Source organism: Peribacillus phoenicis, assembly GCF_047238085.1.
Classification (GTDB): domain Bacteria; phylum Bacillota; class Bacilli; order Bacillales; family DSM-1321; genus Peribacillus.
Genome location: NZ_JBDFMF010000001.1, coordinates 2,840,273 through 2,862,465, shown reverse-complemented (window position 1 = coordinate 2,862,465; position 22,193 = coordinate 2,840,273). Strand labels below are relative to the sequence as shown.

26 protein-coding genes and 1 pseudogene are annotated in these 22,193 nt (G+C 40.4%); 18 read left to right on the top strand and 9 right to left on the bottom strand.

Annotation, left to right across the window (positions count from 1 at the left end):
- The first annotated feature begins 42 nt into the window (after window positions 1-42).
- The 6 genes and pseudogenes from mtnW to ABC374_RS13960 form a co-directional block, all read left to right on the top strand.
- Entirely contained in the window at window positions 43-1,275 is a 1,233-nt protein-coding gene (gene mtnW / locus ABC374_RS13985; protein WP_413018434.1) for a 2,3-diketo-5-methylthiopentyl-1-phosphate enolase, read from the top strand.
- Window positions 1,276-1,281: 6 nt separating this feature from the next.
- A complete protein-coding gene (locus ABC374_RS13980; protein WP_413018432.1) occupies window positions 1,282-1,941 on the top strand; it encodes a 2-hydroxy-3-keto-5-methylthiopentenyl-1-phosphate phosphatase in 660 nt (219 codons plus the stop codon).
- The gene (locus ABC374_RS13975; protein ID WP_413018430.1) at window positions 1,938-2,567 is read left to right on the top strand and encodes a methylthioribulose 1-phosphate dehydratase; all 630 of its coding nucleotides are present in this window, start codon (window positions 1,938-1,940) and stop codon (window positions 2,565-2,567) included. Before ABC374_RS13980 ends, ABC374_RS13975 begins: the two co-directional genes overlap by 4 nt.
- Before the next feature lie 24 nt (window positions 2,568-2,591).
- Window positions 2,592-3,125 (top strand): cupin domain-containing protein, encoded by a 534-nt coding sequence (locus tag ABC374_RS13970; RefSeq protein ID WP_137023436.1) that lies wholly within the window; start codon window positions 2,592-2,594, stop codon window positions 3,123-3,125.
- Window positions 3,126-4,184: 1,059 nt separating this feature from the next.
- Window positions 4,185-5,111, top strand: coding sequence for a CobW family GTP-binding protein (locus tag ABC374_RS13965; protein WP_413018428.1), 927 nt, complete (start codon window positions 4,185-4,187; stop codon window positions 5,109-5,111).
- 65 nt (window positions 5,112-5,176) lie between these two features.
- A pseudogene (locus ABC374_RS13960) lies at window positions 5,177-5,323 on the top strand (DUF2188 domain-containing protein); the annotation flags it as partial.
- Between the two features lie 57 nt (window positions 5,324-5,380).
- On the opposite strand, the gene ABC374_RS13955 reads toward ABC374_RS13960, so the two are convergent.
- Window positions 5,381-5,623 carry a DNA alkylation repair protein gene (locus ABC374_RS13955; protein WP_101225235.1) on the bottom strand — a complete coding sequence of 81 codons (243 nt, stop codon included), beginning with the start codon at window positions 5,621-5,623 and terminating at the stop codon, window positions 5,381-5,383.
- A 110-nt stretch (window positions 5,624-5,733) separates the two neighbouring features.
- Between ABC374_RS13955 and ABC374_RS13950 the strand changes: the two genes are divergently transcribed.
- The 6 genes from ABC374_RS13950 (at window position 5,734) to ABC374_RS13925 (ending at window position 10,854) form a co-directional block, all read left to right on the top strand.
- A complete protein-coding gene (locus ABC374_RS13950) occupies window positions 5,734-6,000 on the top strand; it encodes a hypothetical protein (protein WP_413018426.1) in 267 nt (88 codons plus the stop codon).
- Window positions 6,001-6,118: 118 nt separating this feature from the next.
- Entirely contained in the window at window positions 6,119-7,081 is a 963-nt protein-coding gene (locus ABC374_RS13945) for a YncE family protein (protein WP_350299137.1), read from the top strand.
- Window positions 7,082-7,086: 5 nt separating this feature from the next.
- Window positions 7,087-7,773 (top strand): response regulator transcription factor, encoded by a 687-nt coding sequence (locus ABC374_RS13940; protein WP_350299136.1) that lies wholly within the window; start codon window positions 7,087-7,089, stop codon window positions 7,771-7,773.
- Window positions 7,770-9,185: a sensor histidine kinase gene (locus tag ABC374_RS13935; RefSeq protein ID WP_413018423.1), complete on the top strand. Its 1,416-nt coding sequence runs from the start codon at window positions 7,770-7,772 to the stop codon at window positions 9,183-9,185. The genes ABC374_RS13940 and ABC374_RS13935 overlap by 4 nt, the downstream gene beginning before the upstream one ends.
- 19 nt (window positions 9,186-9,204) lie before the next feature.
- Entirely contained in the window at window positions 9,205-9,642 is a 438-nt protein-coding gene (locus tag ABC374_RS13930; protein ID WP_413018421.1) for a FixH family protein, read from the top strand.
- A 474-nt stretch (window positions 9,643-10,116) separates the two neighbouring features.
- Window positions 10,117-10,854 carry a CAP domain-containing protein gene (locus ABC374_RS13925; protein ID WP_350299133.1) on the top strand — a complete coding sequence of 246 codons (738 nt, stop codon included), beginning with the start codon at window positions 10,117-10,119 and terminating at the stop codon, window positions 10,852-10,854.
- A 192-nt stretch (window positions 10,855-11,046) separates the two neighbouring features.
- Here the strand turns inward: ABC374_RS13925 and ABC374_RS13920 are convergent, their stop codons facing one another.
- On the bottom strand, window positions 11,047-11,514 hold the full coding sequence (locus tag ABC374_RS13920; RefSeq protein WP_413018419.1) for an Hsp20/alpha crystallin family protein: 468 nt from the start codon (window positions 11,512-11,514) through the stop codon (window positions 11,047-11,049).
- A gap of 158 nt (window positions 11,515-11,672) precedes the next feature.
- On the opposite strand from ABC374_RS13920, the gene ABC374_RS13915 reads away from it, so the two are divergent.
- Window positions 11,673-12,446, top strand: coding sequence for an SDR family oxidoreductase (locus tag ABC374_RS13915; protein WP_413018417.1), 774 nt, complete (start codon window positions 11,673-11,675; stop codon window positions 12,444-12,446).
- 63 nt (window positions 12,447-12,509) lie between these two features.
- Here the strand turns inward: ABC374_RS13915 and ABC374_RS13910 are convergent, their stop codons facing one another.
- The gene (locus ABC374_RS13910) at window positions 12,510-13,865 is read right to left on the bottom strand and encodes an MATE family efflux transporter (RefSeq protein ID WP_413018415.1); all 1,356 of its coding nucleotides are present in this window, start codon (window positions 13,863-13,865) and stop codon (window positions 12,510-12,512) included.
- 129 nt (window positions 13,866-13,994) lie between these two features.
- Window positions 13,995-15,107: a mechanosensitive ion channel family protein gene (locus ABC374_RS13905; protein WP_350299129.1), complete on the bottom strand. Its 1,113-nt coding sequence runs from the start codon at window positions 15,105-15,107 to the stop codon at window positions 13,995-13,997.
- Between the two features lie 193 nt (window positions 15,108-15,300).
- Here ABC374_RS13905 and murG point away from each other — a divergent pair, with 193 nt between their 5' ends.
- Together murG and ABC374_RS13895 are read left to right on the top strand one after the other, a co-directional pair.
- A complete protein-coding gene (gene murG / locus ABC374_RS13900; protein ID WP_413018413.1) occupies window positions 15,301-16,389 on the top strand; it encodes an undecaprenyldiphospho-muramoylpentapeptide beta-N-acetylglucosaminyltransferase in 1,089 nt (362 codons plus the stop codon).
- Window positions 16,390-16,441: 52 nt separating this feature from the next.
- Entirely contained in the window at window positions 16,442-16,585 is a 144-nt protein-coding gene (locus ABC374_RS13895; protein ID WP_101225224.1) for a DUF2639 domain-containing protein, read from the top strand.
- A 44-nt stretch (window positions 16,586-16,629) separates the two neighbouring features.
- Here ABC374_RS13895 and ABC374_RS13890 read toward each other — a convergent pair whose 3' ends face one another.
- The 4 genes from ABC374_RS13890 to ABC374_RS13875 form a co-directional block, all read right to left on the bottom strand.
- Window positions 16,630-17,313, bottom strand: coding sequence for an LrgB family protein (locus ABC374_RS13890; protein WP_413018411.1), 684 nt, complete (start codon window positions 17,311-17,313; stop codon window positions 16,630-16,632).
- A complete protein-coding gene (locus tag ABC374_RS13885; RefSeq protein WP_101225222.1) occupies window positions 17,288-17,680 on the bottom strand; it encodes a CidA/LrgA family protein in 393 nt (130 codons plus the stop codon). Before ABC374_RS13885 ends, ABC374_RS13890 begins: the two co-directional genes overlap by 26 nt.
- A 205-nt stretch (window positions 17,681-17,885) precedes the next feature.
- Window positions 17,886-18,440, bottom strand: coding sequence for a GNAT family N-acetyltransferase (locus ABC374_RS13880; RefSeq protein ID WP_034307447.1), 555 nt, complete (start codon window positions 18,438-18,440; stop codon window positions 17,886-17,888).
- 333 nt (window positions 18,441-18,773) lie between these two features.
- Window positions 18,774-19,553: an undecaprenyl-diphosphate phosphatase gene (locus ABC374_RS13875; protein WP_352920876.1), complete on the bottom strand. Its 780-nt coding sequence runs from the start codon at window positions 19,551-19,553 to the stop codon at window positions 18,774-18,776.
- A gap of 208 nt (window positions 19,554-19,761) precedes the next feature.
- On the opposite strand from ABC374_RS13875, the gene ABC374_RS13870 reads away from it, so the two are divergent.
- The gene (locus ABC374_RS13870; RefSeq protein ID WP_034311189.1) at window positions 19,762-20,082 is read left to right on the top strand and encodes a DUF4870 domain-containing protein; all 321 of its coding nucleotides are present in this window, start codon (window positions 19,762-19,764) and stop codon (window positions 20,080-20,082) included.
- A 103-nt stretch (window positions 20,083-20,185) separates the two neighbouring features.
- Here the strand turns inward: ABC374_RS13870 and ABC374_RS13865 are convergent, their stop codons facing one another.
- The gene (locus tag ABC374_RS13865; RefSeq protein ID WP_413018408.1) at window positions 20,186-20,320 is read right to left on the bottom strand and encodes a hypothetical protein; all 135 of its coding nucleotides are present in this window, start codon (window positions 20,318-20,320) and stop codon (window positions 20,186-20,188) included.
- 274 nt (window positions 20,321-20,594) lie between these two features.
- Here ABC374_RS13865 and ABC374_RS13860 point away from each other — a divergent pair, with 274 nt between their 5' ends.
- Window positions 20,595-21,389 carry a hypothetical protein gene (locus ABC374_RS13860; protein ID WP_413018406.1) on the top strand — a complete coding sequence of 265 codons (795 nt, stop codon included), beginning with the start codon at window positions 20,595-20,597 and terminating at the stop codon, window positions 21,387-21,389.
- 89 nt (window positions 21,390-21,478) lie between these two features.
- Window positions 21,479-22,051: a beta-class carbonic anhydrase gene (locus ABC374_RS13855; protein ID WP_350299125.1), complete on the top strand. Its 573-nt coding sequence runs from the start codon at window positions 21,479-21,481 to the stop codon at window positions 22,049-22,051.
- Window positions 22,052-22,193 lie beyond the last annotated feature (142 nt).

Below are 22,193 nucleotides of genomic sequence, written 5' to 3'. Positions count from 1 at the left end.
AATGACATCCAGAGTTTACTAACGTGATATAGGAGTGATCAAATGAGCGAGTTAGTCGCTACTTATTTAATTCATGATTCTAAGGGGAATCATGAGAAAAAAGCAGAGAGCATTGCCTTGGGATTGACTGTCGGAACATGGACGGACCTGCCCCATTTGGTCCAGAAACAACTGGAAAAACATAAGGGACGCGTCGTATCGGTGACACCACTTTCTGAAGAAGAGAGGGCAAACAGCTACTTTAATCGTAAAGTATACCGTTCGCTTATTAAAATTGCCTATCCGGCAAGGAATTTCACCAATGATTTACCTGCAATCCTCACGACGGTCTTCGGCAAACTTTCATTGGATGGAGAAATAAAACTTATCGACTTGGATTTTGTCGGTGATATTCAAAAAGCCTTTCCAGGGCCGGAATTTGGCATTGAAGGCATTAGGGAAAAGGTTGGCGTTTATAACCGGCCCCTGGTGATGAGCATCTTTAAAGGTGTATTAGGAAGAGACCTAACATTCCATAATGAGCAACTGAGGCAACAAGCATTAGGAGGTGTCGATCTAGTTAAAGATGATGAGATCCTCTTCGACCAGGACCTGACTCCATTTTTCGATAGAATAAAAACGGGAAAAAGAATATTGAATGAAGTTTATGAAACCACTGGCCACCGAACTTTATATGCTGTCAATCTATCAGGGAAAACATTTGAATTATTGGATAAAGCAGAGCAAGCGGCTGATGCAGGGGCAGATGCCTTGTTGTTCAACGTTCATACATATGGTTTGGATGTATTGCAGGCCTTGAGTGAACATGATCGTATCAAGCTGCCGATCATGGCGCACCCCGCATATAGCGGGGCATTGGCAGCTTCATCATTTTATGGGGTCGGCTATCCATTATTGCTTGGTAAATTAGTAAGGTTATCAGGTGCGGATTTATCCTTGTTCCCATCCCCTTATGGAAGTGTCGCACTTGAAAAAAAGGAAACCTTGGCGATTGCTGAAGCTCTGACAAAAGATGAACTTTCATGGAAAAAAGCTTTCCCTGTTCCTTCTGCTGGCATTCATCCGGGCATGGTTCCGGACCTAATCAAGGATTTTGGAATCGATAGTGTGATTAATGCCGGAGGTGGAATTCACGGGCATCCTGATGGAGCAGAGGGCGGGGCAAAGGCTTTCCGTTCTGCTGTAGAAGCCGTACTGGCAGGAAAGGACCTATCTGAATCGGCGCTTGAGAATGAAACACTAAAAAAAGCTCTTGTGTTATGGGGAGGCCTATAAGAAATAATGAAACCGATCATCTTTTGTGATTTTGACGGAACGATCACCAACACGGATAATATCATTTCCATCATGAAGAAATTTGCGCCTCCGGAATGGGAAGCGTTGAAAGACGGTGTCCTTCAGCAAAAAATCAGTATATCTTCAGGAGTAGGGGATATGTTTTCCCTGCTTGATAGCGGCTTGAAGGATGACATCATCCAATATGTAAGAAAGACGGCCGGCATTCGTCCAGGGTTTTATGAATTCGTTGAGTATACGAAACAAGCCAACATCCCTTTATATATCGTAAGCGGGGGCATGGATTTTTTCATTGCACCGCTTTTAAATGATATCTTGCCAACAGGGTCCGTTTATTGCAACCATGCATTTTTTGATAAGGAAAAGATTTATATTGAGTGGCCACATGCTTGTGATGATCAATGTAATAATGATTGCGGTTGCTGCAAGCCATCCATTATGAGGGAAATTACGGGTGCGGAAGATTTTAAATTCGTTATTGGAGATTCGGTAACGGATTTTGAAGCTGCAAAACAGGCCGATTTTGTCATAGCCCGTGACATATTGCTTGAAAAATGCGATAGGGAAGGGATTCCACATCAAGGATTTGAAACGTTTTTTGATGTAATTGATATTTTAAAGCAGCAGAAGGTGGTTAAAGCGTGAACAATCATTCTAAAGAATGGCAGGAGCTGGCAGACATTAAAGCTGAACTGGCCGAAAGGGATTGGTTTATGGGAACTAGCGGGAACTTGTCTATTCGGGAGCCCAAAAGCCCTTTCTTTTATATTACGGCAAGCGGTAAGGATAAAAGGAAGCAATCGGATTCGGACTTTTTACTGGTGGATTTAAATGGAAAGCCAGTTGAAGAAACGAACCTAAGACCATCGGCCGAAACTTTACTTCATACAGTCATTTACCGGAAAACGAATGCGAACTGTGTACTCCATGTCCATACAGTTGAAAATAATGTGATATCCGAATTGTACGGAGATGAAGGCCAAGTTTCTTTTCGTAATCATGAAATCATTAAAGCAACCGGTCGGTGGGATGAAGATTCGGAACTTCGGATTCCAATCATATATAATCATGCTGACATTCCGCTGTTATCAGATAAGTTCGAGCCACATGTCGAAGAAGACTCTGGCGCCGTGCTGATCCGCAATCATGGTATTACGGTTTGGGGTAAAAGCGGACTCGAAGCAAAGAGAATACTTGAAGCTTGCGAATTTTTATTTCAATATCAACTGTTGCTTAATCAACAAAAGGCGTTTGCGGGTTCTTTAAGATAAACACTCATAGAGGAGGAATGAATGATGGCGACGATCAGATTCCATGAAACAAACGAGGTTATTGAAAACGGTGAACAGGTAAAAGGATTTTTAGAAACACAAGGGGTTATTTATGAGCAGTGGGACATTTCTAAATTACCGGCCCATCTCGTGGAAAAATACGATCTAACAGATGCTGACAAGGAGGAAATCCTAGTAGCATTCCAATCAGAGATAGCGGAAATCTCCGAAAGAAGAGGCTATAAAGCGCATGATATCATCACATTATCCGATGCGAATCCGAACTTGGATCAAATGCTTGAAAACTTTAAGCAGGAACATCACCATGAAGATGATGAAGTGCGTTTCATAGCAGGCGGAACGAGTATCTTTGCCATCGAAGGCAAGGATAAACAGTGGTTTGATGTGCGCCTTAATCCAGGTGATCTTATTAGTGTTCCAGAATCAACAAGACATTATTTTACGCTTGCAGAAGATAGGAAAACTGTTGCTGTCCGCATTTTCGTTACAGCGGCAGGATGGGTGCCGATTTACGAAAAAGACGAAGTTCAAGCATGAATCAATGTTGAAAAACCAGCTTAAGGGCTTGGTTCAATTTGTCGACAAAAGGGAAGTCGGAATGGTCTCATCCCTAACCAGGATTTTAAAAAACAAGACCAGATTATCCTTAATAGTTTTATACTCTAATCCTCATTGGATTGAAGAAATTTGCGACACTCCTGCCGAATAACTGGCTAGCCGAGACACCACAGGCGCTTGCGCCGAAGAGGCTTGGCAGACAGTCGGCGGAAAGGGAGCGGATTTCTGAAATCGACTGGACATTATTAAATAAAAAACTGCAGTCGAACTCGCTTTTCTTCGAGTTTATCTTCATTCTGAAACAAGCCATCCGGCTTGTTTCATTTTGCAGTCAAAAGCGTTCGGAATGGTCTCATCTCGAACCATGATTTTAAAACAAGACCAGATTATCCTTAATGGTTTTTTCCTCTAATCTTCATTGGATTGAAGAAATTTGCGACACTCCTGCCGAATAACTGGCTAGCCGAGACACCATAGGAGCTTGCGCCGATGAGGCGTGTCAGACAGTCGGCGGAAAGAGAGCAGATTTCTGAAATCAACTGAACTTTTTAAATAAAACACTGTAGGCAAACTGAGTTTTCATAGAGTTTGCCTACAGTCTGTAACCACGAAGATGGACTCCGTGATTTCAGTTTGGCAACAAAATGGTGTTCGGAGTCCGAATAGTGAGATGAAGGTCAAAAAATCTCGCGAACGCTCGAATATAGTACTCCGGTCTTAATAGTTTTATACTCTAATCCTCATTGGATTGAAGAAATTTGCGACACTCCTGCCGAATAACTGGCTAGCCGAGACCCCACAGACGCTTGCGTCGAGGAGGCTCGGCAGACAGTCGGCGGAAAGGGAGCTGATTTCTGAAATCGACTGGACGTTTTTAAATAAAAAACCCCAGTCGAACTCGCTTTTCTTCGACTTTGTCTATGTCTGAAACCAGCTTACGGGCTGTTTTTTTTTGTGAATCCGGCAAGTGCTTTAGTAAGATAAGTATGATAAAATTTAACCGAATCGAATTTAACCGGATCATAGGAGCAGATAAGAATGAAAACAACCGAAGTGTACATATTGGGCGGCTTTCTCGGCAGCGGGAAAACGACGCTTCTTCGAAATATATTAAAGCAGGAAAGTGACGCGGGCAGAAAAGTGGCCGTGCTTTTAAATGAGCTCGGCAGTGTATCGGTTGACAGCGGACTCATTGGTGATGGGGTGCCTCTGAAGGAGTTGTTTGACGGGTGCATCTGCTGCACAATTCAAGATAAACTGGAGGTTCAGCTTCATGAATTGCTAACCGAAAATGACCTGGATGCGGTTTATATTGAAACGACGGGCGCTGCTCATCCAGTTGAAGTATTGGACGGCATCATGTCACCGATTTTCGCCAAAAGGCTGGAGTATAAAGGGATTATCACTGTGGTCGATTTATTAAGGTGGCGCGATCGCGAGGAACTGTCTCCGCAGCTTCGACAGCTGCTTGCCGAGCAAATCCACCATGCCGATTTCATATTATTGAATAAAGCGGATTTAGTAAGTGAGATGGAGGCCGCACAGCTGATATATACGATACAGGCGCTGAATAGGGATGCTGTATGTTTATTGACGGAGTATGCGGACGTTTCCTTGAAATCATTGCAAGGGATGCAAAGAAATCGGCAAAATGGCCATCAAAAGCTTGATGTACATGACCATTTGCATTTAACTGCAATCGTTCATACATTTGAAGGTGCCGTGGCACAAACCGACTTTGAAGAGTGGCTTAGGTCCCTGCCGGAAACGGTATATAGAATGAAAGGATACATTTCCTTTACACATTCACAATACCCCCATTTATTTCAATACTCCTACGGAATGCCGATGTATATGAATGAAATGATGAAAATGCCATTGAATATCGTCATAATCGGGGAAAAGTTGGATAAGGAAATGTTGATCGGTCAGTTGCAAGCTTTGGAAGCGAGAGCGGCCCGATAAACGTTTACCGCCCATAAAAGAAGGGAAACATATAAGAAGACTTTCTTATCAAGGAGGCGGTATTAATGCCATGGAATAAGAACGATTACCCAAATTCGATGAAGAATCTAGATAAAGATGTAAGGGAAAAGGCTATAGAAATCGCGAATGCATTATTGGATGAAGGATATGAGGATGGAAAAGCCATTCCAATTGCCATAGACCGGGCTAAGATGTCGGTGGGAAAAGATTGAAAAAATGGTCAGACCCATATGTGGGTCTGACCATTTTTATTCTTGCATTCCAAAGGCGGCAAATGTCTTTTCGTCTTCTATTAATCCGCACGCAGCACATTGCACCCGAACTTCAGGACCATTATATGCTAGATGGAACGGCTGAAGGGAATCGTTCGAATATTGTTCAACAATCTCACCGGATTGCGGATCCTTTTTAACGGGGGTTGCTACTTGCTGAATGAGATTGAAGCGAGATTTATTTGTCCGGCAATTCGGACAGCGGTATACTTGAGACACTGTACTCACTCCTTTTTTTGAATTTTAAAAAGCGTGATCGTATTATTAAGATAGTCTTTACGAACTTGATCAATAATATGTATGAATTAGTAATGGATGGAAGGGATACTATGAAAGAAAATATCAGGCAAGAAGAATTACTGGTGGCTTATTTAAGCATATGGAACAATCGTAAGGTGACCGATGGAGGTGGAAGGGAAGTTTTGTCGGAACTCATCCGCCGTGAGCTTTTGGATGAAAATGCCCATCCCCGTGCCCGAAAACCAGTATTGGAGAAATTTTACCTCTGCATTAAACGCGTGATGGAATCTACGCTTGCAGAAGATAGGAAAAATGCGATCGTCATGCTCTATATCACTGAATTGGAAAGATTATGATTTCCGAGTGTGATACGGATGCTTGTAAGCAAATATTCTTATCCGCTTCATACTTTTTTCACAAATCATTGTTAAAATTTTTAAAAAATAGATATTTAATGAATAAGGAGCTTAAAATATGAAGTGGGGCATTGGGCTTTTTCTTGCCATCGTACTGCTTACTGGGTGTAATAGCGGTAATGCATTTACTAAAATCAATAAAAGTGAACCTTTCCTGGCAACTGTCAATATCAAGGATACTTCTCTGACTTTTATAGATGAAAACTATCATCCATTTGCAAAATGGGATATTTCAGAACCATTTACCGGAGCCCTGCTCCTGGCAGACAAAGATACTATCCTGCTTTATGGAAAAGAGATGAAAAAAGTCCAAGTTTACTCATTATCAGCAGGAAAACTGATAAACAGTTGGGAAATTGGGAAAGGAATCGTCAATATGCAGTTGTTACGTGATGGAAAAAGCATCGTGGCGGTCAATCAAGCGAATCATTCCATTTATTTTTTAAATGCTGATGGGGAGGAACAGGATATTGTCAAGGTTGGTAAAAGCCCCTTGACCGTTCTTCAAGGAGAGCAAGCGAATCGTTTGTATGTTATTAATTTTGGTGATACCAAATGTTCAGTTATAAATCTTGAAACGAAAAAGGTCGATTTCGAATTTCCCGTACATAGTTCCAGCACTGGCACATTATTAAGGGAAGAAAAGGATGAAATATGGATCGGAGGACACGGTGATGGGGACCAAGTGGAAGAAGATCTATATATTTATTCGGCAAAAACAGGAGAGTTGAAGAAGAAGCTGAAGGCCCCCACCATGCCGATAAAGTTCCTGGAGAATGCTGAAGGCATATTTGTCCTTAGTCATGGTACAAGCTCCTTATATAAATTGAATGATCAATATGAGGAAGTGAAAAGCAAAGTGGTCGGCGTCAACCCCTTTGAAATGGCGAACTTCAATGAAGATGTGGTCGTGGCGGGATATGATAGTGATGAAGTGTATGTAATGGATGCTGAAACAGTCGATGTTAAAAAAACGATAAAAGTCGGCGAAGGTCCGTTCCAATTGATGTTGAGGGAGTAGATGACATGCATGCTTACACCATTTTAGTCGTGGATGATGAAGAAGATATGCGAAATCTAGTTGAAATGTATTTGCTGAACTCAGGTTATCGATGCCTTCAAGCTGCGAATGGAAGAGAAGCTATAAGGATGGTTGAAACAGAGGAAGTGGATTTAATCCTATTGGATATCATGATGCCAGGTATGGACGGTTTCTCCGTTTGTGAAGAAATTCGTGAAAATTGGGAGATCCCTGTGATCTTTGTCAGTGCGAAAGGTGAAGAATGGGATAAGGTGAAAGGGCTGAAGCTTGGCGGCGACGATTATATCGTCAAGCCGTTCAATCCAGGAGAATTGGTCGCAAGAGTGGAAGCTGTATTGCGAAGGACAGGGAAATTATCATTGAATGAAGAGAATCAAAACCATGTCCGATTCGGTAAAATTAGCTTGAACTTACAATCCAGAACGGTTTTGGTTGAAGGGAAGGCAATCAATTTAACCTTGAAAGAATTCGAATTGCTGTTATTTCTCATGCGGCATAAAAGCCAGGCACTCAGCCGTGAACAACTGCTTGAAAATGTATGGAGCGGGGAATATGGAGGATCTTTACGTACCGTGGATACCCATATCAAAACGTTACGAATGAAATTAAGAGCGGCCGATTACATTCAAACCGTCTGGGGAATCGGTTATAAGATAGAGGAAAAGAAATGATCAATAAATGGCGAACCCTCTCATTTAAATTATGGCTCACCATCATCACCGCCATCATCCTTTCCGTACTGTTCGCTTACTCACTTTCTCAATATTATTATAAAAATCTATATGTGGAGAAGCTAAAAACAGATTTAGTCAATGAAGCGTCATTGCTAGGGGCGGATTATACCGGCGGTGAAATCAGTGATGACTTTAAGGAAAAAGTTGAATGGTTTAACAGTAAGAATGACAGCGAGGTCTTTGTCGTCAACAATCCCAGGGAATTGAGTGCCTGTCTGCCTTTTGAAATCAATTATGATACCCTTATTTCTGAAGAAGAACGGCAAATGCTTTTAGATGGGAAAGCCGTTGAAAAAGAGGGATATGAGAAAAGGTTTGAAAAGAACATTGTAGCGGCGATCATACCCCTGATTGACGAAGATCGCCTCGAAGGTATCATCTATACATATATTCCAGTAGATTCCATTACGGTCTTACTTAAGGAATTTGCTGCAAAATGGTTGGCAGCGGTCCTATTATTCTTGATAGTCGCGATATTTTTTACTACAAAATGGTTGAAAAGGCTAATCAGTCCGATTAAGGAAATAGAGACTGCAGCCCATCGTGTTTCAGAGGGGAATTATGACATACAGGTCCATGTAAGGAGCCATGATGAAATAGGTAAATTGGCAATAGCCTTTAATGATATGGCCAATTCCATCCATTTGGAAGAAGAAAGAAAAAAAGAATTTCTAGAAAATGTAGCACACGAGCTCAGAACCCCGCTTAGTTACGTAAAGGGATACACACAGGCCATATTGGATGGTGTCGTGAAAAATGATGAAGAACAACGGAAACACCTTCATCTCATTTCAAGGGAGGCACTTAGGCTGCAGCGGCTTGTGGGAGATCTGATGGACTTAACAAAAATGGATAGTGATCCATTCTTGTTAAATAAAATCCCGATTGCCTTTGCCCAATTCATTGAAGACGTACTTGTGAAATATGAACCGATAATAAAAGAAAAGCAATTGGACTTGCAGCTGGATCTGGATCCAGATCCGATTATTTTTGGGGATGAAGGAAGGATGGAACAGATCCTGCATAACATTTTTGATAATGCCATTCAGTACACTGATCCTGGAGGGTCGATCCATATTACCCTAATTCAGCATAAAGATGATTGCGAACTGCTGATTACTGACACGGGTAACGGGATCCCGGAAGCGGATCTGCCACATATCATGAATCGTTTTTACCGAGTGAACAAAGCACGAAGCCGTTTTGATGGCGGTTCAGGGCTTGGACTGTCCATTGTCAAAAAATTGGTGGAATTGCAAAATGGTAAAATCGAAATAGAAAGCAAGGAAAAAAGGGGAACAAAAGTCAGGGTCATCCTACCGGTTATAAAAGAAGAATGGAATTCATAAAAAGGGGATACGTTCAAAAATGAAAAAAATCGTGTTATTTTGCATGACGTTAATTTTTTTGGCCGGATGCGGCAAGGAAGAGGAAATTCCGAAAATGTTAAATGTCGATTTAGCTGTCGATCCAATTCAGGGTAAAGTGAATGAGCCTGTGAAATTTCAGGCAAAAGTGACTTATGGGGACGAAGTTGTGACAGATGCAGATGATGTCAGTTTTGAAATTTGGCTTGCGAATAGCGATGACCATGACAAAATTGCAGTAAAACATAAAAGAAACGGCATATATGAATTGGAAAAGACTTTTGATGAAGAAGGAACCTATTATGTATACGCCCATGTAACGGCAAGGGATATGCACAACATGCCAAAGAAAGAATTCGTCATAGGGAAACCAAGCACTCCTGAACAAAATGGTGGGAAAAAGGAAATGGACGAAATGGATGATGAAGAAATAAAATGATGAAGAAATGAAATGATGAATGACTATCAAAACCAAAACAATTCGGGAGTGAATCCGGATTGTTTTTTTATTTGAAAAATGGTCAAGGCAATAGGGTAGAAATAATCAGGACAAAAGACGGCGTGTTGAAGTTGAATCGAAAAATTTGTAACATAAAAGTAAAGAAAGTCATATTATGTTGGTTAAATACGATATGTCAACAAAAAGTTATTAGTATTCAATGGAAATGGTTCTATGTAACTACCATTGACAAGTAAGGGCTGGAAAAATATGAGTATATATACCACTAAAAGAAACATAGATAGGTAAAGGATTCTTGCAAGCTTTCTCTGAAACTAGGATAATAATATTTTCTCTTTCGTATCCTGTTAAATTCGATGGAAATTGATGGTGCATTTATTACAAAAAGTGCATGTTATGATAATTCCAGAAGCAAAGCACAACACAAAACGAACATCACAGGAGGAAATACGAATGAAAAAGAAAATGTTTATGTCAGCAGCAGCGGCTGCAGCTATTATATTCACAGGAGTAGGAGCTAACCAAGCTGAAGCAGCCAACTGTGATACTGTTAAACAAGTAACTTACAAATCTATGAATAAAGAGGATATGCAAAAAGTCCTTGACCAATACCTAGCTAAATACAATATCACTTTACCTGCAGCGCAGGCACAACAAAAACCGGTTCAAAAACCAGTTCAAACACCAGGTCAAGAAGCTGGAGCAGCGAACCAAGCAAAACCTGAAGCAAAACCTGAAGCTGAAGCAAAACCTGAAGCACCGGAAGTGACACCTGATAAATCAACTGATGAAAAACAAGAGACAAGCTCTGAATTAAGTGCTTTTGAACAAGAAGTTGTTAAATTAACTAATGCAGAACGTGAAAAACAAGGTTTGTCAGCTCTTAAAATCGACACTGAGTTGAGCAAAGTTGCACGTATCAAGTCTCAGGACATGAAAGATAAAAACTACTTTGATCACAATAGCCCAACTTACGGCTCACCATTCGATATGATGAAACAATTCGGAATCAGCTATAAAACAGCTGGCGAAAACATCGCACAAGGTCAACAAACACCTGAAGAAGTGGTACAAGCTTGGATGAATAGCCAAGGACACCGTGAAAACATCATGAATTCTAGCTTTACTCATATTGGAGTAGGTTACGTAGAATCTGGTAACTACTGGACTCAACAATTCATCGGAAAATAATAGATTAATAGAAAAGTGCATCCCATTTACATGGGGTGCGCTTTTTTTTGCGAGAATAGATCATTCCATTCCATGGAAAAAATCAATGGTGACATCGATTGGTTCTCTATAATGTACCCAAATCTAAAAAGAATTGAACCAAGAAATAAATGGAACCGCACCTTAACATCAGTGAGGTCCCGGTGAAACCGCTTAAATCTCGGATACATCGATTTCTGAATACTGTGTATTGAAACTTTTTTGAAGACGTATTTCCAATGTTGATTCTTTATATTGGGCCGATGCCCCTTTTTTCTTTACAGGTGCGGGGAGTGTTATGACATGCCGATCTGACTCTTCAGGAATCCCCTCGATGATGGATTGGTTAGATGTATGGTAAAGTTTCATTTTCTTTAGCCAAGATTCATCGTCTATTGGAATTCTTACGAAGACATATAAGTGGGTTTCAAATACTTCAGCATGTAATGGATGTTCAGATCTGGCATTTTCTTTTTGTGAGCCGCCATCATTTTGGTTCATCATACCTTGCATATTGTCAGGGATCACTTGTGAAAATACCTTTTCAATGAACGATTGAACGTCACTTTGCTGCATATTTTTCATGAATTCCTTTTGGTTCGGGTTATTCTTAAAAGAAAAAAGTGAATTCCAGGGAAACATATTGAATTCCTCTCTCCTGCTTTTGGTCTGACAGGTTTATTTGTTATATTTTATGCAGCTAAAGCCCAGAGGTTCTTTTTTATAATTACTAAATTATAGAAAATGGAATAAACTTATGTATAATTAAGTAAAATCCATTAGATAAAGAGGGTAAGCCTGTGGATGAAAAAGTAGCTTTTATTACTGGTGGAGCAACGGGTATCGGCAAAAGGATGGCATTTTCACTCGCGGATAATGGAATGTCCATTATCATTACTTATCGAAAAAGTAAAAAGGCAGCTTTAGCATTAGTGGATGAATTACAGGAAATGTATCATGTTAAGGCAATTGCGATTCAAGGTGACTCGTCAAGTGAGGAAGATTGCCGGAATATTTTGCAAAAGATTTTGGAGGCATTTGGCCATGTTGATATATTCATTCATAACGCAGGGCCATATATGCATGATCGTAAACCCATGACTGAATATGGCAGCGATGAATGGAAGTACATCATGGACGGGAATTTAAATGGTTTTTTCTTTTTTGCGAAGGAACTTATTCCACAAATGCGCAGTAGAAACTGGGGTAGAGTCATTACATTAGGGTTTGAACGGTGTGAAACTGCACCAGGTTGGATCTATCGTTCTGCTTTTGCCGCTGCAAAGAGCGGCTTGACTTCCTTGACAAGAACTTTAGCTGCTGAAGAAGCTACACATGGAATCACCGTGAATATGGTTTGTCCTGGTGATATCATAGGGGATTGGAAAGAGGAGGAAATTAGGGTCGCGAGAGCAGAAAAGGATGATACGGTTCCAGTTGGCAGACCGGGTACGGGGGAAGATATAGCGAGGGTCATCACGTTCCTTTGTGATGAAAAATCAGATTTCATTACCGGGAGCATCATACCGGTAACAGGCGGTAAGGATGTTCTTGGGAAAATATATAAAGCCTAGTGGTTTAGAATTTGAATTCAGAATGAAAAAAAGTGAGGCCGGTGTAATCCAGCCCCACTTTTTTTACGCCATTTTTTTATATTTCACTTGCTGTATGAACCGTAAGCGAGCCGCCAAGCCTATAGCTCCGAGAGCCAAGCCGGTTATTAAGCCGATCCAATACCCAAAGGCTCCCATATCGGTATACTTTGCAAAAAAATAGCCAATGGGAAGCCCGAGAATCCAGTAGGAGACCAGTGACATCGCAAATGTGACATTAACATCTTTATATCCACGCAATATACCCTGAATGGGTGCCTGGAGGGCATCCGATATCTGAAAGAAGATGGCATATATTAAAAAATGTGATGTCAGCATCATTACCTCATGATCTTTAGTGTATAAAGAAGCCACAGGTTCACGGAAGAGGAATAGGATGGTCGACAAAACGAGCGACATCGTCAAGGCCATCGATATGCCAATCCAGCTATACATTTTTGCATCTTTATAACGGGTTGCCCCAATTTCAAATCCAATGACGATCGTCAAAGCCATGGATATACTTAGCGGTATCATATAAAGCAGGGACGCAAAATTCATGGCAATCTGATGCGATGCAATTGTCACGGTATCATACTTACTCATCAAAAGGGTGACGGCCGAGAAAATGCTTGTTTCAAAAAAGATAGCCAGCCCGATGGGTACCCCAATCAATAATAAAGCCCGCCATTCTTTCCAGGAAACCCGGAAAAATTCATTGAAAACCTTATATGTCGAAAACGGGTTGATTTTTATTACAACAAGGATGGCCACCAGGGCAATTAACCAATAAGTAATGGCAGTGGCGTACCCGGAACCGACACCGCCAAGTTCGGGGAATCCAAACTTCCCGTAGATTAACAGGTAATTAAAAAGGACATTTACCGGAAGTGCACATAAGGTGATGATCATGGAGATTCTGGTCTGCCCCAGAGCATCAATGAAGGCCCTTAACGCATTATAAACGAATAAAGGAATGATACCGAGTGAAAGTGCAATCAAATAATCATGAGCAACCATGTGGACACTATCTTCAAGGTCCATGGCATTCAATACGGGGTTCAAAGAAAACGCCCCAATGATTAATATGAACAAGGCTAAAGTGATAGCTAAATAAATGGCCTGCATCACGGAATAGGAAACGGATTTAGACTGCCTGGAACCGACCAGCTGTGAAACCACCGGCGTTAAGGCAATCAATATCCCGCTCAGCCCCGTGTACACGGGTGTCCATAGCGAACTGCCGATGGAGACGCCAGCAACGTCCTGGGTGCTGTATTGTCCCGACATCATCACATCAAAAAAGGTCATGGCATACATGCTGATTTGGGTTATCAGGATAGGTATCAATATATAAAATAACAGGCGGATCTTTTGTGATTTAGTATAAGTCTGATTCATTAAAGTACCTCAATATCAATATTTGGAATTTTCAACACAATGAAAGCATTATATCACATAAGCATGTGATGTTTTAAGAGTTTTTATTTGAAGCTAAAAAAGACTTGCCGTTTAGGGCAAGTCCTTTTGTCAGTCGCGCATGGATTCAAAATCATTCATGGCTTCCATATTTGAGTCTTTTTGAAGAATGAAGGCTTGGGACGGAATGGCAATTTGTACATCTTCCTGTTCCAATATCTCCATTATTTTAAAGTTCACATCTTCTTTGATTGATAAATATCCTCCAAAGTCCGTCGCTTTCGTGAAGAAATAAAGGTAAAGATTGAAACCGGAATGACTGAACTCATCAAATTTAACCAAAATTGTTTCCGGATGGACTTCAGGATGATCAATCAGCATTCTTTCTATGTCTTTAATGACATTTTCCAATTTTTCTTTTGGTGTCGTGACATTCACACCTAGATGGAAGGCAATCTGTCTTTTTCCCATCTTGGACCAGTTGATGATCGGTTCATTCGAAAGGGTCGCATTTGGGACTGTAACTAAAGCTTGGGCAAAAGTCCGAACTTTGGTGCTTCTGAATGTGATGTCTTCAATGGTTCCCTCCACGCTTGGAGTTTTGATCCAATCTCCTATGGTAAAAGGTTTTTCGGTAACGATGACGATTCCTCCAAAGAAATTGCTGACTGTATCTTTAGCGGCAAGAGCGAAAGCCAACCCACCCAAACCAAGCCCTGCAACGAATCCATCGACATTAAATCCCCATTCTTCCGCAATGATGGAGGCACCAAAAGCAATGATGATTATGTTTATGATTTTCGTAAAGAACGGCATGACGATTTGATCGACTTCAAGCCCGAATTTACCTACTAATTTCGGAAATAAAATGGTTAAGATTGAACTGATATTGAAAATCGTCCAAAAGAATAAGAAGACAAAAAACGATCTGTATATTTTCGATCTTAATTCAACCAAAGGTGAGTCGATCGGAAAATAGTGCAGTGAAATGATAACACCAATTAAAACGATAAGCCATCTTACCGGCTGTTCTATTGCGAGCATTAAGTTGGCTGCAAATTCTACTTTGCGTTTTTCTGCAATTCGTAGAAAGAACTTGAATATATATGTAGTAAATACTTTCCGAAGCAAAAGGAAGATTAGAAAAATGCCAATGGAAATTCCTAATTTGGTCCAGGCTTCGATCCCATCAAATTGATTGAGTGATTCAGAAACTTCTTGCAATGTATTACTCCTCCAATGTATCTTGTAGTATTGTAGAATACTAAGATTATAATATATTCATGCTGAAAAAGGAAAAATAATCGATGATTACTTTCCTCACGGGGATTTTGCGGTTCACTGAATACTTTTTCAAGTTATTAATGGCAAGGATATATGGTAATATGGATGCAAAGTGATTTTTTAAGTTTGGAAGGTGGAAATATTGACTAAGAAAATAGTATTTACCGGAGGCGGTTCTGCCGGTCATGTATCTGTTAATGCAGCAATCATCCCGGAATTTTTAAAGCATGATTGGGATGTTACTTATATTGGTTCAAAAAAAGGCATTGAAAAAAATATCATCGAAACGGAATTTCCCGAGGTCCGTTATGAAACGATTTCCGTTGGTAAATTCCGACGTTATCTATCTGTTGAAAATATGAAAGACCCTTTCCGGGTCATAAAAGGGATTTTTGATGCACGAAAAATATTAAAAAAGACCAAGCCGGATTTCATTTTTTCTAAAGGTGGATTCGTTTCGGTTCCAGTCGTTTTGGCAGGCAGGATGCTGAGAATACCAATTGCAATACATGAATCGGATTATACGCCTGGTCTGGCTAATAAGATTGCCATGCCACTTGCATCGAAAATTTTCACTACTTTCCAGGAAACGGAAAAAGATCTTCCGAAAGAAAAGGCCATGTATCTAGGCGCTGTATTGCGCGATGGGATTTTTAAGGGAAACGCTTCTGCTGGTAAGGCATTCTGTGGATTCACGAATAACAAACCGGTGTTACTCGTTATGGGCGGGAGCCTTGGGGCCGTTAAAATCAATAATATGATTACAGATAACCTAGATGCTTTATTAAAGGATTACCAGATTATACACATTTGCGGGAAGGGAAATGTGAAACTGGAATTGAAACAAAGGGGATATGCTCCTTTTGAATTCGTACATGAAGAATTATTCGATCTTTTGGCGGCTGCTGATGTCGTTGTGTCAAGGGCAGGTTCAAATTCAATCTTTGAATTCCTTGGTTTGCAAAAGCCGATGCTGCTTATCCCTCTAAGTGCCAATGCATCTCGCGGAGATCAAATCCTGAATGCGTCAAGCTTTGAAAAACAGGGCTTTTGTAAAGTCATTCAGGAAGAAGAGTTAAATGACCGGATTTTTAATGCTACATTAGCGGATTTATTGGAACAATCGAATGAATATCAGGAAAAAATGCGTCAAAAACGCCCATTTAAAACGGCAGCTGAAATGTATGAATTATTACTTCAAGTAATGGCTGCAAAAAAATAAGTATCAATCCCCTCTATGCAGCATATCTTTTTCGAACAGAGGAGGGGGTAGAATGGCTTATGAATATTCCAAAGGATGGTTCATTCAGCAGTTAAAAGCTGCTGGGATAAGCTATCATCCAATTGAGAAAAAAAAGTTGGAGCTGTATAAAACCTATATTCTTAGGCGTTTATACGACGATCTGCAAAAAAGATAAATCATAAAAAAGAAACCGCAACGTCGTTGACGTTGCGGTTCTTTTTATAGGAAATTACTTATAAAAGGAAAAAAACAGGAAATTAGGATACCTGCGATAGCCATAGCCGCACCTGCGACAGCCCCGGTGAACTCACTTTCCTGGGCAGCTTGAGCAGTTCCGAGACCATGAGCGATCGTACCATAAGCGATACCGCGAGCGAAGGGCATCGTGATGTTTAGTTTATCCATCATTTTTGGAGCGATCATCGTACCCAGCACTCCAGTCAAAATGACGAAGGCTGCTGATATATTGGAATTTCCGCCATAAAGTTCCGTGATTTCAACAGCGATGGGCACTGTAATGGATTTAACCGCCAATCCTTGGAATATGAATTGCGGAAGAGAAAATGCTTTAGCGATGGCGAAGGCAATGATCAATGTGACCATAAGACCAAATATCATGCCGCTAATTGCCGGCATTGCATATTTAACGATTATCTTTCTATTTTTATAAAGTGGTACGGCCAAGGCAACGGTAGCCGGTCCCAGGAAATAGGTGATGATGTCTTTTCCCGGTGAATAATCTTCGAAGTCCAAACCGCTGATCAGCAGTACGAGAATTATTGTAACCGTACTGAAAAATACGGGCGTCGTAAAAGGTGATGGATGTTTAGCATATATTTTCCTTCCAATGAAATAGGCAAGGATGGTTATCAAGATGCTATATGTTGTGATGAGCGCTGTCATGCTGCTTAACCTCTCCTCTATGGGATAGTTTCTGAACGGTCCAAGCTGATACGATGAATCCAAATATCAGGCTGACTCCCAATGTAAGTGCCAATGGCAAACCGAATTTAATGAAAAGCCATCCCATTGTCATTAAACTGATTGAAATGGGGATGAAGAAAAAGGCTAGGTGCTTTACCAAAAATCCTGAAGTAAGTTCAATCCATTCGACTTTTATGACCTTCGTCTGTAATAAACCGAATAACAGGATCATGCCGATGACGTTGCCTGGTATGGGTAATTGAAGTAAATTGGCTAAATAATAGCCGAGCTTGCAAATGATGAGCAGGAAGATAAGCTGCACGATAAAAGCAAATGTTTTTTTCATGATTAAGTCCTTTCAATGACGCTTTGAATATATTGATGAATTGGTCAATTATATTCATTATAAAAAAATATCCCTAAAAAGAATAGGGATTTGCAGCAATCTATCTTAAACATCCTATGTAAATGGAAAAAAGAGCTTTCCAGGTTTGGAAGCTCCGGCCATTATATGAAAAGATAAACAAAGCCATGTTGAAATGTTCTTCGCTTTATGCTTCAAGTAACTGCTGTTCGTCATCATCATGCTGTCTAAGGATATGAAACGTGTATAAATCTTTAGGAATTTCATACAAATCGTAGATATCTCCTTCATGATTGATCTGATCATAAAGGGATTTTCTTGTTTCGTTGGCATTGACGGCATAAGGAAGCTTTTCTGCGGCTTTTATAGAGCGGATATTTTTTTTGCGAATACGCATGAAGACCGTTTCCAAACCGAGCTCGAAAAAAAGCTCTTTGAAGAAAGCGTCTTTTGCAATGGCATTATACCCTTTTCCATGATAAGGCTTGCCAAGCCATGTGCCTAAGAAACCTGCACCATTTTCAATATCATATAAAGAAATACAACCGATGGGATTTTCCCATTCATCCAAGATTGTTCGTGAAATGAGTTGCCCAGCATCTTCGGCTTCGATCGTTTGCTTAGTGATGAAAACATATTCTTCATATGAATCTACCTTATGGCGCACGAAAGGGAAGACATCTGGATGCGTCATTTGTTCATAAAGAGAAAAACAATCTGTGAAATCTCTCTTTTTTAACATTTCCGTCCCTCCGTTTGAGGGCAGTTCTTATGCGTAGTCGCTGCCCACCCTCGAAATTTTTTAAGTCGTTCATCAAAAAATTTCGGGGTGGGAATCGAACCCACTAGAACCGGAAACCGGTGGCGCACCATTTGCCTTCCCTATTTTTATTGTCAGAAAATATGCAAATCTAAAGAACCTTACGAAGGTATAATACTAAAAAAAAAACGGTTTGGGAATAGGTTTTTTGCCTTTTTTTTTCGTCAAATTTCAACTTTTTTTCGAAGGGTGAAATCGTAATGCAAACGCCTGCATTTTTCCTTGAAAAACTGGTTTTTCCGCCCGCTTTTTTCTTTAAAATTTACCTGTGAATTGCATGAATAAAATGATTGCGCCGAGGGCCCACACATAAATGGAGAATATTTTCAGTGAACGCTTTTTTAAGAAATCGATCATCCATACTACGGCTATATAACCAAAGATTGCTGCGGCCAGGGTTCCGACGAAAAGCGCAGTGAGTGGAAGCCGTTCAACATCTCCAGTAAAAATCGGTTTCATCTGAAATACGATCCCCCCCGTAATGGCAGGAATTGAAAGCAAAAAGGAAAAATAGGCTGCAGTGGCCCTATCCAATCTGCAGAAGAGGCCGGCGGCTATCGTTAAGCCGGAGCGCGAAAGAGCAGGCATGATGGCAGCAGCTTGGAAGGTACCGATAATCAGGGCATCTTTAATGGAAATTTCATTAAGTGATTTGGCCCCTTTTTTCACTCCGTCCGCTACCCATAAAATCAGTCCGGTCGCTAAAAATTCCCAGCCTATGGTGACACCTGTTTTTGAAAGGCCATCAAACCAATCTCCGAGTAAAATGCCGGCAATCACTGCAGGAATCGTCCCAGCAATGAGAAGCAGAGTCATTTTGGAGAAAGGATTTTTCAAAATGGCGATGATGTCATTCTTATAGACGACCAATAACGCAAGCAATGTTCCGATGTGGAGCATGGTATCCAGAAAAATGCCGGCCTCGTCAAGATGGAAAATATGCCGTCCTAAATATAAATGTCCAGTACTTGAAATAGGTAAAAACTCAGTCAAGCCTTGAATGATCCCAAGGATGAAGGCTTGAAATTCATTCAGCAAAAAAACATCACTCCATTCTAGAAGGTATAGGACAATCCATTTTTTAAACTGTATGCACAAGACGGATGAACATGTCCGGATTTTATTGTCTTTATCAAGAAAAAGCAGTCCAATTTTACCTGGTTTCGAATAAAATGAAAGGAAAAATGAAACTATTTTTCATTTGATTCGTAATTATTCATATGAGAAAGGAGGAGAAGACACTATGCCTACTAAAGATGAAAGAGTGTTTGCTGCCCTTATTTATGTGATCAGCTTTTTTACAGCATTTATCGGTCCTTTGGTGATTTGGTTATTGAAGAAGGACTCGTCACAATTTGTGGATTATCACGGAAGGGAATACTTGAATTTTTTCATTTCCTACACCGTATATTCAATAGTCGCAGGGATACTCACTATAGTATTGGTTGGATTCTTGCTATTGCCGGTTATCGGGATAGCTTTAGTCGTATTCACCATCATTGCTGCTGTTAGGGCTTATGAAGGAACGGATTACAGGTTCCCGTTGATCTTCAGGATATTATAGAATGATGTAAAAGGATTCCGTTCAATTCGGAGTCCTTTGAGACTGTAGACAAACTCGAAGAAAAGCGAGTTTGACTGCAGTTTTTTTATTTAGAAGACGTATTTCAGAAATCCGCTCCCTTTCCACCGACTGCCTGCCAAGCCTCCTCGCCTAGCGGCTGCGGTGTCTCGGCTAGCCAGTAATTCGGCAGGAGTGTCGCAAATTTCTTCAATCCAATAAGGAATACAGTGAAAAACATTAAGAATAATCTAGTCTTGTTCTAAAATTGGGTAGGAACCCATTTTGTCTACAATAAGATTCCGTTCAATTCGGAGGCCTTTTTTATTTGGACCGTGTTGGGAATTGCCTTTCATTAAAAAGGGAATAGATCACATTAAAGCGAATAAAGTATTATGATAACTACTTCCATGCACTTTTAGGAAGCGGATGCCGGGCGGATTGTGGTACTGCTAATCAATGGCCGCCCTTAAGGCGGTAATCTTTCTTGTAAGGAGTGAGGAGCAGAGCGGGATATGAATATACGTGAATATTATCAGAAAACGAGCAATTCAAATTTTCATGCATCTTGGATATCTCTTCTTTTGGCCGTCGTCTTTTTCATTTGCCATATTTTTGCGATGATACCGGGCAATATATTATTGATAACGTCTCCTTTTATTTTCTTTAGCATTGCCCAATTTGTCAGTCATCGTATATATGAAAATAGAATGAAGGAATTGCCTGATGAACACATCGGGACGAATGCCGGGTTATTAAAAAATGAACATGTTTTATTGACTTTTATGCCAGCACCGACATTGCGCTTGCTTCTCTTTGCGCCGGATGGGTCACAAATGGGCGAGATACGGGATTTGAATATGAAGTGGTTCATGTGGATGATTCCCAATTTCTTGTCGATACTCATGACCAAGCGATATGAACTGGTGGACCATGAGGGGCGTTTGCTGGCTAAGTACCATATCAAAAGGGGCCTTTTCAATAAAATGACGATCATGGATGATCAGGGCGGCATTATTGGATCGTATCAAGAAAATCGGTCATTCGTGAAGATCAATGGAATGATCTATAAGGAAGACGGTACGGAATGGATGCCAATTGAAACGACGGGAAGTGTGAAATCTTTCGAGATTGCCACAAAAGACGGGGAAAAGATCGCTTCATACCAAGAAGGCTGGATGCCTTTGGAGTGGGGTAAACGATTCAAGACAAATACACCCATACTTTCTTTTTCATCAAATGTTGCTGAAATTCCTAAAATCATTGTCTTTGGGTTCTGTGCAGCCACACTGAATCATCGTTCAAATTGACTATGGTTACCCTTTAGCAAATCTTTTAAATATTTGATATAATAATAGGGAATACATAGATTAAATACATAATAAAAAGGTGGTAAATTATGAGTTTACTTAATGAGATTCTGGATTATAATGAACAGTTTGTAGAAAAAGGTGAATATGTTAAGTATAGAACGGATAAGTTTCCTGAGAAACGTATGGTCATCATAAGCTGTATGGACACTCGGCTCGTTGAACTATTGCCAAAATCCTTGAATGTCAAAAATGGCGATGTCAAAATCCTGAAGACTGCCGGGGCAATCGTCTCCCATCCATTCGGAAGTGTCATGCGGAGTATCCTTGTTGCTATTTATGAGCTAAAGGCAGATGAAGTATTGGTCATACCTCACCATGACTGCGGGATGGCATCAGTCGATGCCGAGTCTGTAATGGACAAGATGATCGAACGTGATATACCAAAGAGCACCATCGATACACTGGGAGCTGCAGGAATCGATATCCGCAGTTGGCTTCGCGGATTTGATGATGTTTATGAAAGTTGTAAGAACAGCGTCGAAGTGATTAAAGGACATCCTTTGATCCCTAAAAATATTCCTGTACATGGTCTAATCATTTCGCCTGATACAGGAAAGCTGGAATTGGTAGTCGATGGGTATTCACAAGAACAAAAATAATATATTCATCGAGGCTGTCGGGATCATTTCCGACAGTTTTTTTCAAATTTTTATCATTACTATTTATTTTTATCCTTTTATTTGTTAAAATCGCCAAGTGTAGTTTGTCACTAATACAAACGGGTGGGCGAGGGATAAATTT